The sequence below is a fragment of the Kitasatospora sp. NPDC087271 genome (assembly GCF_044744605.1).
Classification (GTDB): domain Bacteria; phylum Actinomycetota; class Actinomycetes; order Streptomycetales; family Streptomycetaceae; genus Kitasatospora.
The window spans coordinates 197981-211817 of sequence record NZ_JBIUYQ010000004.1 but is presented as its reverse complement, the minus strand read 5'-3'; the positions used below and the strand labels follow the sequence as shown (position 1 = coordinate 211817).

At 73.6% G+C, this 13837-nt stretch carries 14 protein-coding genes and 1 tRNA gene; 5 read left to right on the top strand and 10 right to left on the bottom strand.

The window, feature by feature from the left end; all coding sequences use genetic code 11:
- The first annotated feature begins 1 nt into the window (after position 1).
- From ACIO9K_RS09770 to ACIO9K_RS09760, 3 genes are all read left to right on the top strand, one after another.
- The gene (locus ACIO9K_RS09770; protein ID WP_400328233.1) at positions 2-889 is read left to right on the top strand and encodes a peptidase; all 888 of its coding nucleotides are present in this window, start codon (positions 2-4) and stop codon (positions 887-889) included.
- A 669-nt stretch (positions 890-1558) separates the two neighbouring features.
- Entirely contained in the window at positions 1559-1777 is a 219-nt protein-coding gene (locus ACIO9K_RS09765) for a ferredoxin (RefSeq protein ID WP_359896573.1), read from the top strand.
- Between the two features lie 93 nt (positions 1778-1870).
- The gene (locus ACIO9K_RS09760; RefSeq protein WP_400328231.1) at positions 1871-3076 is read left to right on the top strand and encodes a cytochrome P450; all 1206 of its coding nucleotides are present in this window, start codon (positions 1871-1873) and stop codon (positions 3074-3076) included.
- 54 nt (positions 3077-3130) lie between these two features.
- Here ACIO9K_RS09760 and ACIO9K_RS09755 read toward each other — a convergent pair whose 3' ends face one another.
- The gene (locus ACIO9K_RS09755; protein ID WP_400328229.1) at positions 3131-3427 is read right to left on the bottom strand and encodes a transposase; all 297 of its coding nucleotides are present in this window, start codon (positions 3425-3427) and stop codon (positions 3131-3133) included.
- Here ACIO9K_RS09755 and ACIO9K_RS09750 point away from each other — a divergent pair.
- Positions 3414-3674: a hypothetical protein gene (locus ACIO9K_RS09750; RefSeq protein ID WP_400328227.1), complete on the top strand. Its 261-nt coding sequence runs from the start codon at positions 3414-3416 to the stop codon at positions 3672-3674. The two genes, ACIO9K_RS09755 and ACIO9K_RS09750, sit on opposite strands and share 14 nt — an antisense overlap.
- 259 nt (positions 3675-3933) lie before the next feature.
- On the opposite strand, the gene ACIO9K_RS09745 is transcribed toward ACIO9K_RS09750, so the two are convergent.
- The 8 genes from ACIO9K_RS09745 to ACIO9K_RS09710 all read right to left on the bottom strand — a co-directional run bounded on the left by ACIO9K_RS09745 (position 3934) and on the right by ACIO9K_RS09710 (position 10371).
- Positions 3934-4007: transfer RNA gene (locus tag ACIO9K_RS09745), tRNA-Ala, on the bottom strand.
- 82 nt (positions 4008-4089) lie between these two features.
- Positions 4090-5214: a gephyrin-like molybdotransferase receptor GlpR gene (gene glpR / locus ACIO9K_RS09740; protein WP_400328225.1), complete on the bottom strand. Its 1125-nt coding sequence runs from the start codon at positions 5212-5214 to the stop codon at positions 4090-4092.
- A gap of 149 nt (positions 5215-5363) precedes the next feature.
- On the bottom strand, positions 5364-5990 hold the full coding sequence (locus tag ACIO9K_RS09735) for a GNAT family protein (protein ID WP_363630191.1): 627 nt from the start codon (positions 5988-5990) through the stop codon (positions 5364-5366).
- Positions 5987-6490 (bottom strand): molybdenum cofactor biosynthesis protein B, encoded by a 504-nt coding sequence (locus ACIO9K_RS09730; protein WP_400328223.1) that lies wholly within the window; start codon positions 6488-6490, stop codon positions 5987-5989. The genes ACIO9K_RS09735 and ACIO9K_RS09730 overlap by 4 nt, the downstream gene beginning before the upstream one ends.
- Positions 6491-6528: 38 nt before the next feature.
- Positions 6529-6969, bottom strand: a complete 441-nt coding sequence (gene moaC / locus ACIO9K_RS09725; RefSeq protein WP_350877780.1) for a cyclic pyranopterin monophosphate synthase MoaC — start codon at positions 6967-6969, stop codon at positions 6529-6531.
- 153 nt (positions 6970-7122) lie between these two features.
- Positions 7123-8463: a gephyrin-like molybdotransferase Glp gene (glp, locus tag ACIO9K_RS09720; protein ID WP_400328221.1), complete on the bottom strand. Its 1341-nt coding sequence runs from the start codon at positions 8461-8463 to the stop codon at positions 7123-7125.
- A 25-nt stretch (positions 8464-8488) separates the two neighbouring features.
- The gene (galU, locus tag ACIO9K_RS09715; protein ID WP_363585354.1) at positions 8489-9409 is read right to left on the bottom strand and encodes a UTP--glucose-1-phosphate uridylyltransferase GalU; all 921 of its coding nucleotides are present in this window, start codon (positions 9407-9409) and stop codon (positions 8489-8491) included.
- Positions 9410-9459: 50 nt separating this feature from the next.
- The gene (locus ACIO9K_RS09710) at positions 9460-10371 is read right to left on the bottom strand and encodes a GGDEF domain-containing protein (RefSeq protein WP_363619199.1); all 912 of its coding nucleotides are present in this window, start codon (positions 10369-10371) and stop codon (positions 9460-9462) included.
- Positions 10372-10472: 101 nt separating this feature from the next.
- Here ACIO9K_RS09710 and ACIO9K_RS09705 point away from each other — a divergent pair, with 101 nt between their 5' ends.
- Positions 10473-11048: a 5-formyltetrahydrofolate cyclo-ligase gene (locus tag ACIO9K_RS09705; protein ID WP_363585356.1), complete on the top strand. Its 576-nt coding sequence runs from the start codon at positions 10473-10475 to the stop codon at positions 11046-11048.
- 63 nt (positions 11049-11111) lie between these two features.
- Here the strand turns inward: ACIO9K_RS09705 and ACIO9K_RS09700 are convergent, their stop codons facing one another.
- The gene (locus ACIO9K_RS09700) at positions 11112-13823 is read right to left on the bottom strand and encodes a penicillin acylase family protein (protein WP_363585357.1); all 2712 of its coding nucleotides are present in this window, start codon (positions 13821-13823) and stop codon (positions 11112-11114) included.
- Between the last annotated feature and the right edge of the window lie 14 nt (positions 13824-13837).

Sequence of the window (13837 nt, the reverse complement as noted above, 5' to 3'; positions counted from 1 at the left end):
CATGCGACCGACCACGCGCACGACCCTTCGCGGCGCCCTCGCCGCCCTCGCCCTGCTGCCCGCCCTCGCGTTGGCCGCCCCGACCGCCTCCGCCGCCTCCCCCTCGCCCTCGGCGAGCGCGAGCGGCGCCCCGGCCCCGGCCACCAAGGCCGGCACCTCCTTCCTGACCGCGACCAACCTCTCCCCCGGCCAGGACGCCAACGTCGCCGCCTCCACCGGTGACTACCTGTACTGGGCGTTCGGCGCCTCCGAGGGCCAGACCCCGACGATCGGCCTGACCGTCAACCTGGCCCCCGCGACCGACCGGCACGGCCCGCAGACCTGGTCCGCCGAGGTCTTCGACGGGCTCCGCCGCCGCCAGTCCTGCACCGCCGGCACCCAGAACGCCACCGGCGACCAGAACACCGGCACGCTCACGCTGAGCTGCACCCTGCGCGAGATCCGCTCCTGGGCCGAGCCGTGGTCCGGCGACCCGCTGCCCGGCACCTACTACGTGCGGCTCTCGGTCAGCGACGTCCCGCAGACCGACCTGGGCCTGGCCACCTCCGTCCAGCTGCACGTCAGCGCGAAGGGCAACGCGGACAACGCCCAGCCGGAGGGCGGCGAGCTCAAGGCCCCGCTGGTCCCGCCGGCCGGCGGCGGCGCCAGCACCGCCAAGGCGGCCGCCCCGGTGGCGGCCGAGGAGCATTGGTACACCGGCTGGTTCTCCGGCTGGAACAGCCGCTGGTACTGGACCATCGGCGGCGGCGCCCTGGCCGCCCTGGCGGGCGTCCTGGGCTACAACCTGACCCGGCACCCACGCGGCTACCGCCCGCCCCGCTACGGCGCCGTCCCGCCGCAGTCCGGCACCCCCCAGCCCGGCCCCTACGCCGGTTCCCAGCGCCCCTGACCCACCCCGCCCAACCCTGAGGGCCGGCCGGACTCCCCCGGCCGGCCCTCGGCCGTTCCCGCTCCGGTTCCCGCTCCCGCCCCCGTGCGCGACCGACCGGCGACCGGGACCGTCCGAGGGCCTCGCCGGCCGCCCGGGCGGCCGGCGAGCCGGGGCTCGGCCCGTGGGTGATGCTCGGCAAGACCTTCAAGGGGCTGACCGAGCGGACGCTCGCCTGGCAGACCGCCGAGTTGCTCGCCCGGGAGACCGGGCGGGACGCCCGGACGCGGTGCCGGTCCGGCCGAAACTGGTCGTCGAGGTCGCCTTCGACGGCCTCCAGCGCAGCCCCCGCTACCCCGCCGGGCTGGCCCTGCGGTTCGCCCGGGTGGTCGCTACCGGCCGGACAGGAGCGCCGCCGAGGCCGACACGGTGGCCTCCGTAGGGGAGTTGGCCACGCCGAAGGCTCTTGTGAGGCCGTCCGCGCGGCCGGGTCCGCCGACCCGTCCGGCGAAGTACCGCCGGTTGAAACGCATTGCGCCGCAACGGGGGTTCACACACAGGGGCCGAGTCAGCCATTCTCGATCCGGCCACCGTACCCCTCCGTGAACGGACCAGCGACGGCTAGGTTGACCGTGACAACGAGAGGCGGCCGCCGGGCAGCCGGCGCCGCCCTGGCGAAAGGTGCCCGACATGCAGGTGAGCGTCGACCGGGACCGTTGCTGCAGCTCCGGCATGTGCGTGATGAACGCCCCCGCGGTCTTCGACCAGGACGACCGGGACAGTCTCGTGAGACTCCGCCAGACCGTGCTGCTGCCCGAGCAGTTCGACGACGTCAGACTCGCCTCCGAGCTCTGCCCGGGCCGGGCGATCACCGTCACCGGGGACGAGCCCGCGCGGACCGGGGCCTGACGGACCCCCGCCGCCGGCCCCGCAGGCCGCGCCGGGAACCTTCCCGGGCCCCGAACCCCACGAGAACACCCGCGACGTGAGGAGACCCCCGCCTTGACCACCGCATCCACCACCCCCGTCCTCCCGCTGCCGGCCCGGCACTCCGGTGGCTGCCCGTTCGGCCCGCCGCCCGCGTACTCCGAGGCCGCCGCCACCGGGCCGGTGACCAGAGCCGAGCTGCCCGACGGCGACCTCTGCTGGCTGGTCACCGGCTTCGCCGAGGTTCGCACCGTGCTGTCCGACCGCCGGTTCAGTGCCGACATACGCCACCCGGCCTTCCCGCTGCTGGTCGCCGGCGCTCGCGAGCTGATCACCGACAATCCGGACTTCCTGCGGCTGGACGACCCCGAGCACGCCCGCCAGCGCCGCATGATCACCGGGGAATTCCTGGTCAAGCGGGTGGAGGCGCTGCGCCCGGAGATCCAGCGGATCGTGGACGAGGCACTGGACCGGATGACCGCGGGCCGGACCACGGCCGACCTGGTCACCGACTTCGCGCTGCCGGTGCCCTCGTTGGTGATCTGCCTGCTGCTCGGCGTGCCGTACGAGGACCACGACCGCTTCCAGAGCCTGAGCCGCACGATGCTCAGCCGGGAGAGCACCGTGGAGCAGCTCCGGGAGGCCCAGGAGGAGGTCCGGGACTACCTTCGCGACCTGACGGCCCGCAAGCGCGCACAACCGGAGGACGATGCCCTCAGCCGACTCGCGGCGCGGGACGACCTGACCCTGGACGACGCGGCCGCCATGGGCGTGCTGCTGCTGATCGCCGGGCACGAGACGACCGCGAACATGATCTCGCTGTCGACCGCACTGCTGCTGGAGCACCCCGAGCAGATCCCCGGCCTGGCCGACCCGGCCACCCTGCCGGGCGCGGTGGAGGAGCTGTTGCGGCTGCTGACCATCGTGCACACCGGCCTGCCCCGGGTGGCGCTGGAGGACGTGGAGCTGGGCGGCGTCACCGTCCGGGCCGGGGAGGGCGTGATGGCGATGCTCTCCACCGCCAACCGGGACGAGGCGGTGTTCGGCGGCACCGGCCATCGGGCGACGGACGAGCTGGACCTGGACCGGGACGCCCGGCGGCACCTGGCGTTCGGCTTCGGCGTACACCAGTGCCTGGGCCAGCCGCTGGCCCGCGCCGAACTCCAGATCGCCCTGGAGACGCTGTTCCGCCGGCTGCCGGGGCTGCGGCTGACCGGCGAGCGCGAGTTCCGTACCGAGTCGTTCATCTACGGGATGCGGTCACTGCCCGTGACCTGGTGAGCGGGGCCCAATGGAGAACTCTCGCTGGAGTACCAGGCGGAGCTGTCCGGGCGGTCACGTGCGGAGCCAGCTGACGAGAGCGACTGCGGTGACGGTGCCGAGGTAGACGTATCCGCGCTTGTCGTATCGGGTTGCGACCGCTCGGGCGCGCTTGAGCTTGTTGACGGCCCGTTCGACGGTGTTGCGCTTCTTGTACCGCTTCTCGTCGAAGGCCGGTGGGCACCCGCCGCGTGAGCCTTTGCGCAGGCTGGCGGCCTGGCTGTCCGCCTTCCCCGGGATCGTGTGCCGGATGCCGCGCCTGCGCAGGCAGGCGCGGCACGGGCCGCCGCTGTAGGCCTTGTCGGCGGCCACGCTGTCGGGCGTCTTCCGGGGCCTGCCCGGCCCCGGCCGCGGGACACGGACCTTCTCCGGTACCGGCGGACGCGTCGCCCAAGCGGTCCTGCTCGCCCTGACGGTCTTCATGATCAACCTGTTGACCGTCCAGGACCGGCTCCGCGCCAGCAGCCCCGGGCTGACAGCGGCGAACAGCATCGAGGACTACGACGGCCTCACGCCCGCCCCCGCAGACTTCAACGGCCCGCCCCCGCCGCACAGCTGACGAACGACTCGCAGACACCCCGAAGTGGCCTACCCCACAAAGCCGTTGGCCAGCCGCTCGACGGCGGCTTCCGCACGACCGCAACAGCTCGGCCGGCCCCGAGAAAGCCCGCACAGTCGCGTGATCTACGTCACGAAGCCCCATCGCCATCGCACGCCGCCTCGAACAGACCCGCTCAAAGCAGAAATCCCGCCCGACCGAATCGGTCGAGCGGGATCTCGTGACCACTCACGAATCAGACTCGTGAACAGTCGTTGGGTGGAGCTGAGGGGATTCGAACCCCTGACCCCCTCGATGCGAACGAGGTGCGCTACCGGACTGCGCCACAGCCCCAACGAGAAGAAACTCTAGCACCTTCCGGAGGGGGTCCGTGACCACCCCCGGCGATGCGGCGCTGGTCCGGGGGCCGGGAAGGTCACTCGTTGGCCGCCCGGGGGCGGGCCTCCGGGGCCGACGGTTCGGCGTACTGGTCGAACAGCGGGGTGTTGCGGGCGGACTCGGCGGGGCGGCCCGCGGTCCAGGTGCCGGGGGCCGTCAGGTCGAGACCGCGGGAGACCCGGGGGGCGACCGGCGCCGTGACGTACGTCGGCAGCGGGACGGGCACCGGCTCCCAGGAGTCCGGGCCGGCCGCGCCGCGCTCGCGCATGCCGTCGACCCACTCCTCGTGCTCGGTCGCCTCGGCCACCGCGGAGGCGGACGGCGCGGAGACGGCGGCCTCGCCGGGGTCGGCGGCCAGCCGCAGGTGCGGGCGGCGCCCGGCCCGCCCCTCGGCGGCCGGGGCCTGGGCACGAACCGGGGCCTGGGCCCGGATGTGGGCCTGGGTGTGGACCTGGGTGTCAACGGCCTCGGCAGGGACGCTCCGGGCCGCGGCGCGCTGCTGCTCGCGCTTGCGCAGCCGCTCGGCCGCCTGGGCGGCCCGGGCGCGGTCGAGCTTCACCTCGTAGCGCTGGCGCTCCAGCTTGCGCAGGTGGCCGATGTACAGGGTGAGGAGGATCGCCGGGACGGCCGGGACCCAGAGGAAGGCCAGCCCGGCCACCGCCGCGACCACGGCGCCGAGCGCGAAGGCCAGGAAGAGGGCGGTGACCATCCGACGCCGGCGGGCCAGCAGCCGGGCCCGGCGCTGCGCCCCGCCGTGCGGCGCGGAGCCCGGACGCTCTCCCCGGGCACCCCGCTCGGGCGAGGACGAGGATGCGGACGCGGGCGCGGACGCGGGCACCGGCGCGGGCGGAGGCTCGACGGAGGGCGGGGACTCGGGCCCCACGGCGGGCGGCGCGGAGTCCGCCGCAGGGTCGCCAGGGGCGGCCCCGTCCCGCCCGGGAGGGCCGTCGCTGCTGTGCTCGTCGTCACGCGGTTCGTCACCCAGGGCCCGGGCTGCCCGCCGCTCCAGCCCCGAACGCCCGGCCAGCAGGCGGATGGCGGTGCTGAAGCGCTCCGTCGGGCGCGCCTCGTTGAGTTCGTCCTGCCTGCGGAGCCACATCGGCACCAGATAGGCGGCCCAGGCCCCTACGATGACGGCGTAGATAAGGCCGCTACTGCTCACGATCCACACCGTACGGGCGCCGGGAAGGCCTGGCAGCAATTTGGCTCGGCGTGTCGTGTGATCAAGCTGATTCTCCGACTATTTTGCCGGTATTTGTGCCAGTCCGCCGTCGCGACGATGCCATATCGATATTTGTTTCGAACAAATATTCAATTACTTGACTCGTGACCTGAACTGATCGAGCGCCAGCGTTCCAGCATCCCCTCCGGCACCTCCTCGGCGGTCAGCGCGTACACCAGGTGGTCCTGCCAGGCGCCGTCGATGTGGAGATAGCGCGGGCGGATTCCCTCCGAGCGGAAGCCGAGCTTTTCCACCACCCGGCGGCTCGGGCCGTTCTCCGGGCGGATGCAGACCTCGATCCGGTGCAGGCCGAGGGTGCGGAAGCAGTGGTTGACGGAAAGCGCCACGGCCGTCGGCATGATGCCCCGGCCGGCCACCGCCTCGTCGATCCAGTACCCGACGTTCGCCGAGCACATCGAGCCCCAGGTGATGCCGCCGACGGTGAGCTGGCCGACCAGCTGGCCCTTGTAGAGCACGACGAAGGGCAGCATCCGCCCGGCCGAGCCCTCACCGCGCAGGAAGCGCACCATCTGCCGGAACGTCGGGCGCGGCCCGGCGGCCTGCCCGGCCGGACCGGGCGGGACGGTCGCCTCCCAGCGGCGCAGCCAGTCCCGGTTGCGGAGGCTGACCTCCTGCCACTCGCGCTGGTCGCGGGCCCGGATCGGGCGCAGCGCGACCTCCCCCTCGTGGAGTTCTACCGGCCAACCGGCGTTCAGTGCGTTCTCCCGGAAGCTGGTGCGTCCGGCCGGGGGTGGTCCCCGCCGCCGAGCTGGTCGACGGCGTGGACGAGCAGCGGTTCGAGGACGGCCAGGCCGTCCTTGACGCCGCCGGTCGAGCCCGGCAGGTTGACGATCAGGGTACGTCCGGCGAGCCCGGCGAGCCCGCGGGAGAGCGCCGAGGTCGGCACCTTCTCCCGGCCGTACGCGCGGATGGACTCGGCGATGCCGGGGACCTGCCGGTCGATCACCCGGGCGGTCATCTCCGGGGTGAGGTCCGTCGGCGAGATGCCGGTACCGCCGGTGGTGAGCACGACGTCGTAGCCGGCCGCGACGGCCTCGCGCAGGACGGCCTCCACCGGCTCGCCGTCCGGGACGACCCGGGGGCCGTCGGCGGTGAAGCCCATCGCGGTCAGGCCGGCCACCAGCAGCGGGCCGCCCCTGTCCTCGTAGACGCCGGCCGAGGCCCGGTTGGACACGGTGACCGCAAGGGCCCTCATCCGCCCGGACCCCTCGGTGGTGAGCTCGCTCCGCCCGCTCACTCGCCCGCCTCCGGCGCGAACCAGTCGCCGCTCTTGCCGCCGGTCTTGCTGAGCACCCGGACGGACTCGATGGCGGCGCCCTTGTCCACGGCTTTGACCATGTCGATGACGGTGAGGCCGGCCACCGCGACGGCGGTCAGCGCCTCCATCTCGACGCCGGTGCGGTCGGCGGTCCTCACGGTGGCGGTGATCTCGACGGCGTCGTCCGCGACCGTGAGGTCCACCGTGACGCCGGAGACGGCGATGGGGTGGCAGAGCGGGACCAGGTCGGGGGTCTTCTTGGCGCCCATGATCCCGGCGATCCGGGCCACCGCGAGGGCGTCGCCCTTGGGCACGCCCTCGCCGCGCAGCAGCTCGACCACCTTCGGGGAGACCCGGACCCGGCCGGCCGCGACGGCGGTGCGCGCGGTGGTGGCCTTCTCGGAGACGTCGACCATCCGGGCCGCGCCCTGGTCGTCGACGTGGGTGAGGCGGTCGCCGGGGGAAGGTGTCGTCACGGGTGGCTCCAGGGGCACGCAGGTCGAATACCGCGCTACCGTACAGCTCCCCCGCCGCACCCCGTGGGAGGGGCCTGGTCCGCGAGACATGTCCTAGGAACCGAGCAGGACCACGTCGACCTCGCTGCCGGCGGGCAGGGCGGTGACGGCCTCGGGGACGGTGATCAGGCAGTTCGCCCGGGCCAGGGCGCCCACCAGGTGCGACTCGGCGCCGCCCACCGGCTCGACGGTGCCGTCCGCCGCCGAGTAGCGGCCGCGCAGGAACTGCCGGCGGCCGGCCGGGGAGCGCAGCGCCGCCGGGCAGAGCGCGCGGACCACCGGGCGGTGGACGTCGGCGGCGCCGAGCATGGTGCGGATGACCGGGCGGACGAACAGCTCGAAGGAGATGTAGGCGCTGACCGGGTTGCCGGGCAGGGCGAGCAGCGGCACGCCGGCCGGGCCGCCGATCCGGCCGAAGCCCTGCGGCTTGCCGGGCTGCATCCGCAGCCTGCGGAAGTCGACGCCGCCGTAGGACTCGAAGACCTCCTTGACCACGTCGTACGCGCCGACGCTGACCCCGCCGCTGGTGACGATCAGGTCGGCCCGGCCGAGCTGGTCCTCCAGGACGGCGCGCAGCCGGTCGGCCTGGTCCGGGACGGCGCCGACCCGGTAGGCGATGGCGCCGGCGTCCTGGGCGGCCGCGGTGAGGGTGAAGCTGTTGGAGTCGGAGATCTGCCCGGGGCCGACCGGCTCGCCGGGCTGGACCAGCTCGCTGCCGGTGGACAGCACCACGACCCGGGGGCGCGGGCGGACCTTGACGGTGGCGCGGCCGATCGCGGCGAGCAGGCCGAGCTGGGTGGGGCCGAGCCGGGTGCCGGCCCCCAGGACCTTGCTGCCGGCCGCGACGTCGCTGCCGCGGCGGCGGATGTGGGCGCCCTCGGCGACCGGGCGCAGGACGCGGACCTCCTCGTCCTCGACGGGCGCGGTCATCGCGTCGGCGGGCACGCCGGTGCCGGTGCCGCCGTCGGTCCACTCGACCGGGGCGACGGCCTGGGCGCCGGGCGGGACGGGGGCGCCGGTCATGATCCGGGCGGCCTGGCCGGGCCCGACCCGGGGCAGTTCGCCCGCGCCGGCCGCGATGTCGCCGACGACGGCGAGCACCGAGGGGTACGGGTCGGTGGCGCCGGCGGTGTCCGCGGTGCGCACGGCGTAGCCGTCCATCGAGCTGTTGTCGAAGGGCGGCAGGTCACCGTCGGCGAGGACGTCCTCGTCGAGCCGGCAGCCCTGGGCGTCGAGCAGTTGCAGCTCGATGGCGGGCAGCGGGCCGACCGCGGCCAGGACGTCGGAGAGGTGTTCGTCCACCGTCCAGAGGCGGGGGGCCGCCGGTGCCGGGTCCGTGGTTCCGTCGCAGCAGGCTGCGGCGGATCCGGTGGTGTGTTGGGTGGACCCGGTCATCGGCGGCTCGCTCTCTGTCGTCGTGTCAGTCCTGCAGCTCGGAGGCGACGAACTCGCGCAGCCAGGAGCGGAACTCCGGGCCGAGGTCCTCGCGCTCGGAGGCCAGTCGGACGATAGCGCGCAGGTAGTCCGCGCGGTCGCCGGTGTCGTAGCGGCGGCCCTTGAAGAGCACGCCGTGGACCTGGCCGCCGGCCTCCGGCTCGCGGGTGGTCAGCTCGCGCAGGGCGTCGGTGAGCTGGATCTCGCCGCCGCGGCCGGGCGGGGTCTCCCGCAGCACGTCGAAGACCAGCGGGTCGAGGACGTAGCGGCCGATGACGGCGTAGTTCGAGGGGGCCTCGTTCGTCTCGGGCTTCTCGACCAGGTCGGTCACCTGGAAGACGTCCTCGCCGAAGCCGTTCGCCTTGACGGCGGCGCAGCCGTAGAGGTGGATCTGGGAGGGGTCGACCTCCATGAGGGCGACGACCGAGCCGCCGAGCTCCTGCTGGACCTCGATCATGCGGGCGAGCAGCGGGTCGCGCGGGTCGATCAGGTCGTCGCCGAGGAGGACGGCGAAGGGCTGGCCGGCCACGTGCTGCTCGGCGACCGAGACGGCGTGGCCGAGGCCCTTCGGGTCGCCCTGGCGGACGTAGTGCATGTTGGCCAGCTCGACGGATTCGCGGACCCGGCGCAGGCGGTCCTCGTCGCCCTTGCGGGCGAGCAGCTCCTCCAGCTCGTAGGCGCGGTCGAAGTGGTCCTCCAGGGCCCGCTTGTTACGGCCGGTGACCATCAGTATGTCGGACAGCCCCGCGGAGGAGGCCTCCTCGACGACGTACTGGATGGCCGGCTTGTCGACGACGGGCAGCATCTCCTTCGGAGTGGCCTTGGTTGCCGGGAGGAAGCGGGTGCCCAGTCCGGCCGCGGGTACCACGGCCTTGGTTACCGGGATTCGGGAGTTGGTCGTCGTCATGCGTTTACCTTACTCAGGCACGTTTTCGCCCGGCCGGGCGCGGTCGACGGCTAGGACAGCACGTCGCGGGGCCCGGCCACGGCGGCAGGCGTATGGGAATTGACCGGCTGGGCGAGGGGGTCCCCGTCGGCACAGGGCGACAGACTACCCGGCTTTCCCGAACGGTCACGCTCGGCAGTCGCGTTGGGCCGCGCACCGGCGGCGGGCGGGGCGGCCGGCCGCGCCGCCGACCGGTCGCCGGGGCCCGGGCGGACCCGCCAGCAGTCGCCGCCGGCCGCCCTGGCCTCGGCGAGCGCGCGGTCGGCGGCGCGCAGCAGCACGGCGGCGTGGGTGCCGTCCTCGGGCAGCACGGCGACGCCGACGGCGGCGGTGAGGCCGTTGCCGTGGGCCGGGCGGGACTCGCGCGGGCCGGAGGACCAGTCGAGCAGCAGGTGCCGGCGGACCGACCAGACCAGGCGCTCGGCGACCTGCGCGGCGCCCTCGGCGCCGGTGTCCGGCAGCACCACCAGGAACTCCTCTCCGCTGTAGCGGCCGAGGGTGTCGGCACGGCGGATCTCCATCGCCAGCCGCTGGGCGAGGTCGCGCAGCACCGCGCCGGCGCGGCCGCGGCCGTGCTCGGCGACGACCGCGTCGAAGCCGGTGATCTCCAGCAGCAGCACGGCCAGCGGGCGCGGCCCTTCGGGCTGGTCGGTCCGCTCGGCGCGGCGGGCGCGCTCGATCTCGCGGTCCAGGGTGAGCTGCAGGTGGCGGTAGTTCCACACGCCGGTGAGCGGGTCGCAGGAGGCGGTGCGCTCCAGGTCGGCGCAGCGGGTCTCCAGTTCGGCGATCCGCTCGCGCAGCCGTTCCTGCCGGGCGGCGGCTTCGGCGCCGCCCCGGCGCAGCCGCAGGCCGAGCACGGTGGCGCCGGCCAGCGCGGGGGCGCTGAGCACGGCCAGGGCCTGGACCAGCAGCGGGGTGGACAATCGCGGCGCCCTTTCGCGTGTCAGGCTCTGCGCGTCGATGGCGCCGGCCGGCGGGACCGGTCGGCGGCACGGCTCGACGGCACAGAGTTGCGGAGGATCCGATGCACAACGAGAAGAGCGATCTGAGGACACGGCTGTTGACCCGGCGCCGCGCGCTCTCCGCCGAGGGGCGCGCGGAGGCCGCGCTCGCGCTGGCCGGGCACGCCGGGGAGCTGGCGGCGCCGGGCGCCACCGTGGCCGCGTACGTGTCGGTGGGCGCCGAGCCCGGAACCAGGCCGTTGCTGGACGCGCTGCGGGCGCGCGGGGTGCGGGTGCTGCTGCCGGTGCTGCTGCCCGACAACGACCTGGACTGGGCCGCCTACCGGGGCCCGCAGGAGCTGGCCCCGGCCGGACGCGGGCTGCTGGAGCCGGTCGGCCCCCGGCTCGGCCCGGAGGCGGTCACGGAGGCCTCCGTGGTGCTGCTGCCGGGCCTGGCGGTGGACCGGCGGGGGCTGCGGCTGGGCCGCGGCGGCGGCAGCTACGACCGGGTGCTGGCCCGGCTGGGGCGGGCGGGCGCGCGGCCGGTGCTGGCGGTTCTGCTCTACGAGCACGAGCTGCTGGACGAGGTGCCGGCCGAACCGCACGACCGCCCGGTGGACCTGGCGGTCACGCCCGCCGGGCTGCGGAGGCTGGGGTGAGACGGCGGCGGCCCCGCTCCGGGAAGGGAGCGGGGCCACCGGGGTCGTGCGGGTCGTGCGGGGTCAGCCGTTGGTGAGCACCAGCTTGTGCTTGGTGGCCTTCTCGACCGCGTCCGGCGTGTAGGCCCAGGTCAGCAGCTTGCCCTTGAGCCAGAGGTCGGTCTGGTCGTTGTAGTTGTCGTGGAAGGCGTGGCCGGAGGCGCCGCCGACGTTGATCCACCGCGAGGAGTCGAGGTCACTCAGGTCGATCACCATCCGCATCGACGGGATCCAGTCCACCTGGTAGCCGGCCGCCGCGTTCCAGCCGGCCGCGTCGACGGCCGCCGAGCCGCCGGAGAGCCGGTACGGGCCGCGGTTGAGCAGCCGGTGGACCGCGCCGGAGGCGATCGAGGAGTCGTCGGTGCCGAGGGTCTGCTCGCGCAGGGTCAGCTTGTGCAGGCGGCCCCAGCTCCAGGTGGAGATGTCCTTGCTGAGCAGCGAGGTGAGGTCCTGCCGGGCGTCCTTCATCGCCTCCTTGAGCAGGTTGTCCAGGCCCTTCTGCTCCTTGTGCTGGGAGTCGATGTACGTCCACCAGGAGCTGTCCGGCTTGTCCAGCTGCTGCCGGACCACCTCGGTCCAGCGGTCGCCGCCGTCCGGCTGGGCCTTGCCCGGGTCGCGGGTGCCGCACTCGGTGACGATCTTGCTGGAGCTGTCCGGCCTGGTCGGGTCGTCCTGCTGGCGGACCAGCAGGCAGTTGCCCTTGGCCCGCAGGTCGGCCGGGAACTTCTGGCCGAAGGCGAGGCTGAGCAGCTGGCGCCAGACGCCGTTGTAGTAGGCGGCGGCGGCCGAGTCGGCGTCCTGGTGGTAGTTCCAGTCCTTCAGCAGGTCCTGCGCCTCGCGCACGTACGGGTCGTCGATCTGCTGCTTGAGCAGCAGCGGGACGAGCGTCTTGGCCATGATGCTGGTGTTGTCCAGCTGCATGGTCTGCATGTCGTCCGGCGAGATCTTGCCGTTGTTCTTGAGCAGGCCCTCGATCTGGTCGGTGATCTCCTTGGCCCGGGTGCCGTACTCCCAGTCCTTGGTGAGCGAGTACTTGTAGCTCGGGTCCACCACGGCCTGGTTCGCGGTGACGATGTAGCCCGCGGACGGGTCCAGGCTGTACGGCAGGGCGGTGAAGGGGATCGAGCCCTTCCACTGGTACGTGGAGTCCCAGCCCGGGGCCGGGTAGGTGCCGTCGCCCTTGCCGCGGACCGGGATGTCGCCGGGGGCCTGGTAGCCGATGTGCTTGGCGTCGGCGTAGACCAGGTTCTGCGCGGGGACGGCGAAGTCCTTGGCGGCGGCCCGGAACTCGTCCCAGTTGCGGGCCCGGTCCAGCTCGAACACCGCGTCCATGGTCTTGCCGGGGTTCAGCGCCGTCCACTGCAGGGCGACGCCGTAGCCGCCGGTGCCGCGGTCGGGGGCGGCGCTGCCGTTGGGGGCGTACTTGCCGACGTTCTGCTGCTCGGTGCTCTGGTCGGAGATGAGCGGGGCGCCGGTCTGGGTGGTGCGGACGGTGATCGTGCGGTCGTCGCCGCCGGCGACCTTGATGGTCTCCTTGCGGAGGTCGAACTTCACGTCCTTGCCGTCGACCTGGTAGGTGTCCGGGCCGGTGACCTTCTCCAGGTAGAGGTCGGTCACGTCGGCGCCGAGGTTGGTGAAGCCCCAGGCGACGTCCTTGTTGTGGCCGATTATCACGCCGGGCATGCCGGCGAAGCTGAAGCCGGAGACGTCGTACTGGCAGGCCGGCGAGCTGGTGCGGCAGTGCAGGCCCATCTGGTACCAGACCGAGGGCAGGCCGGGGCCGAGGTGCGGGTCGTTGGCCAGCAGCGGCTTGCCGGTGGTGGTGTGGGTGCCGGCGACGACCCAGGAGTTGGAGCCGATGCCCTGGCCGGGGCGGCCGAGCAGCTGCGGCATGCCGTCGATCCGGTCGGTGAGGCCCTGGAGCAGCGCCTTGGTGGTGGCCGCGCCCTGGGTGGTGGCGGTGCCGCCGCCGGACGGGGGTGAGCCGTCGGCGGGGCGGTAGTTGTCGCCGGCCACCGTGCCGGTCTTCACGATCGTGCCGTTGCGGGTGTACGGGTAGTCGGGGTACAGCTCGGCGATCTTGTCCGGACCGAAGTCCTGGGCCAGCAGCGAGCGGTCGATCTCCTCCTGGAGGTTCCCGGAGAGGTTCCAGGCCATCGCCTTGAGCCAGGCCACCGAGTCGACCGGGCTCCACTGCTCGGGCTGGTAGTCGCCGTTGACGGCGCCGAGCAGGGCGTACTCCAGCGAGGCCTTCTCGCCGCCGGGGTGCTCGGCGAGCCAGGCGTTCACGCCGTCCGCGTAGGCCTGGAGGTTCTTCTTGGTGTCGGCCGACAGCTTGGTGTCGAACTCCTTCTGCGCCACCTGCCGCCAGCCCATGGTCCGGATGAAGGCGTCGGTGTCGACCTGGCCGTCGCCGAACATCTCGGACAGCCGGCCGGCGGTGATGTGCCGCCGGACGTCCATCTCCCAGAAGCGGTCCTGCGCCTGGACGTAGCCCTGGGCGCGGAAGAGGTCCTCGTTGGTGTCGGCGTAGAGCTGCGGGATGCCGTTGGCGTCCCGCTTGACGTCGACCGGCGCGCTCATGCCCGCCACCTTGACGGTGCCGTCGACCTCCGGGAAGGACGCGCGGACCGCGGTGACCCCGCGGTAGCCGCCGTAGCCGACGCCGGCCACCAGCAGCACGACCAGCACGATCACGATCAGACGGGCGCGCCGGAACTTCTTCGAGCGGGGCATCTGGGTCCTTGCGG

What these genes read in the sequence shown, in the direction of transcription:
- ACIO9K_RS09770 (WP_400328233.1), top strand. Translation starts at nt 2, where the DNA reads ATGCGACCGACCACGCGCACGACCCTTCGCGGCGCCCTCGCCGCCCTC.
- ACIO9K_RS09765 (WP_359896573.1), top strand. Translation starts at nt 1,559, where the DNA reads ATGCAGGTGAGCGTCGACCGGGACCGTTGCTGCAGCTCCGGCATGTGC.
- ACIO9K_RS09730 (WP_400328223.1), bottom strand. Translation starts at nt 6,490, where the DNA reads ATGAGGGCCCTTGCGGTCACCGTGTCCAACCGGGCCTCGGCCGGCGTC.
- moaC (WP_350877780.1), bottom strand. Translation starts at nt 6,969, where the DNA reads ATGGTCGACGTCTCCGAGAAGGCCACCACCGCGCGCACCGCCGTCGCG.
- glp (WP_400328221.1), bottom strand. Translation starts at nt 8,463, where the DNA reads ATGACCGGGTCCACCCAACACACCACCGGATCCGCCGCAGCCTGCTGC.
- galU (WP_363585354.1), bottom strand. Translation starts at nt 9,409, where the DNA reads ATGACGACGACCAACTCCCGAATCCCGGTAACCAAGGCCGTGGTACCC.
- ACIO9K_RS09705 (WP_363585356.1), top strand. Translation starts at nt 10,473, where the DNA reads ATGCACAACGAGAAGAGCGATCTGAGGACACGGCTGTTGACCCGGCGC.
- ACIO9K_RS09700 (WP_363585357.1), bottom strand. Translation starts at nt 13,823, where the DNA reads ATGCCCCGCTCGAAGAAGTTCCGGCGCGCCCGTCTGATCGTGATCGTG.